This window comes from Mucilaginibacter sp. (assembly GCF_039207105.1).
Classification (GTDB): domain Bacteria; phylum Bacteroidota; class Bacteroidia; order Sphingobacteriales; family Sphingobacteriaceae; genus Mucilaginibacter.
On sequence record NZ_JBCECK010000098.1, the window covers coordinates 17710 to 19734 of the forward strand.

General features: G+C 41.2%; 1 protein-coding gene and 1 pseudogene. Both read right to left on the reverse strand.

Annotated elements, in window-relative coordinates; genetic code table 11:
- Positions 1 to 115: 115 nt before the first annotated feature.
- Positions 116 to 1573 carry a sialate O-acetylesterase gene (locus tag AAGC65_RS17695; RefSeq protein WP_343113793.1) on the reverse strand — a complete coding sequence of 486 codons (1458 nt, stop codon included), beginning with the start codon at positions 1571 to 1573 and terminating at the stop codon, positions 116 to 118.
- Positions 1574 to 1576: 3 nt separating this feature from the next.
- Positions 1577 to 2025: pseudogene (locus tag AAGC65_RS17700) on the reverse strand (six-hairpin glycosidase); the annotation flags it as partial.

Below are 2025 nucleotides of genomic sequence, written 5' to 3' on the forward strand. Positions count from 1 at the left end.
GTCACTGCCTGTACCTGAAAGAAACATTTTTTGCGTTTCCTGAGCGCGTGCTATCCTTACGCTTGATAAAAGCAGAACAGTTAAACATATTTTAAAAAAGGCAGGTTTCATGATTTCAGTTAGCGGTTAAAGTAAATTTCAATGGATTATCAGTGCGAAAAGGCACAGCGGGTAATCCGTTACGGTTATAAAAATTGGGCTGAGCAGATTCTGACCAGGCAAAGCGAGCGGCTACCGGCGCATTTACTGAAGGCGCGGAAACCTCTATATGATTACCAACGATTGTTGCATTAGCGGGTACGAATTTTCCATCAGCGCCAGCTATCGTAAAATCGCTCAACGGCTTTCCATCATGACTTACCAGACCATCCCCAATGCTCTTAAATTCAAGAATGATTCTGTTAGCATTGGTTTTCATGCCTTTATACATAGGCCCGGAGCTTATTACCTGTTTTTGGCCATATGTATTAGTTAATGCCTGTAATTCCAATCGTCTACCTATCTCCCATTTAAAGGGAGGGTGAATATTTTTCAGATCATCGTTTAAGTCCGTTGTAACAATCATATCTGTGTGCGGAATTTGCAGTGCCATTGCTTGAGCCTCACGTAATTCAGGTTCTGTAAATTCGGTGTATGTAACCGGCCCTTTGCCTTGTGTATAATAGTACGGTGCAATTTGCACATAGTAAAAAGGCAGGTTTTTATTACTCCACAATTTGCGCCAGCTATTGATCAGCGCTTCCATTTTGTAGGTATAGGTAATGGTTTCGCCTAAAAAGCAATTGCTTTCGCCCTGATACCATAAAAACCCTTTAAGTGCAAAAGGAGCCAGCGGTTCGATCATTTTACTATAAAACTTCCCGGGATCACCCTCTACTTTGATATCATTAGTTTTAAAGTAAGGTATAGCTTCAAATGCGTCAGGCGATACCCAGGGTTCAATCCTGCTGCCGCTTACCGCCGAGGAAATGATACCTACAGGTACGTTAAGATCATGATTTAAATTTTTAGCGAAAAAATATCCAGCTGCTGAAAATGCACGCAAGGCTGAATCTTCAGCTACGCTCCAGTCCGAATGAGTAGAATCTGTTTTTTGCAGGTTTTTCTGAGTAGCTAAAAATATCCGGATATTTGGATTATGCGCTCGTTGCAGTTCATCAACCGGCGAATTAACTGTACTGGTATCCGGCTTTTTTACTTTACTGTTCTTACGCATCTCATACTGCATATTTGACTGACCGGAGCACAGCCAAACTTCACCCACTAAAATATCATGAAGTTCAACCGTATTTGAACCTATTATGGTTAAAGTGGCGGGATTTACCGAAGCTTGCATCGCGTTAAGTATCACCATCCACTTGCCTGATGCATCAGTTACTCCAGTTTTACTTTGCTTGTTAAATTTTACGGTTATTTTTTCGCCCGGTTTTGCCGTTCCCCAAATAGGTACAGGTTGATTGCGCTGTAGCACCATACCGTTACCCAGTATTTTAGGCAATACTACCTGGGCCATGCTGGTGGTAGAACAATGGCATGTAATGATCAAACAAACAATTATTTTTATCCCCTTCATCCTTTAATAATTACTTGTTTTAAATGATTTGATATAGAACACAGCAGGTTTAGCAGCTTCACCGGCCTTAGGCAAATCATAATCCTGATCGGTAGGTGTATCTGCATTGGGAAAACGTCTTACATCTCCGGTCCTGAAAACCACACGACTTACTCTTAATACCGGCGCAAAAAACAGCGATGGCGACATATCTTTTCCGTTGATATTCATGGTATAAAAGCGTGTATCTGTATTCAATTTCAGGATGATGTGATAGGCTTTTCCAGCCTCATATTTGATCAGATTTTTATCGCGATAGCCTGCTTTGGTAAACAATCTCCCTGCCGAATCAAGTGTGAGCCTGATGGCTGCATCTCCTTTTTCGTTTTGAAATTCAATATCCAGCTTACCTGTATTATTTTGTCCAGGCACAATGGTAAAATCGGCCAATAATTTTTTAGATGCAGGTACCA

Excerpts from the sequence above, each read along its gene's own strand:
- AAGC65_RS17695 (WP_343113793.1), bottom strand. The coding sequence starts at position 1,573 with ATGAAGGGGATAAAAATAATTGTTTGTTTGATCATTACATGCCATTGT.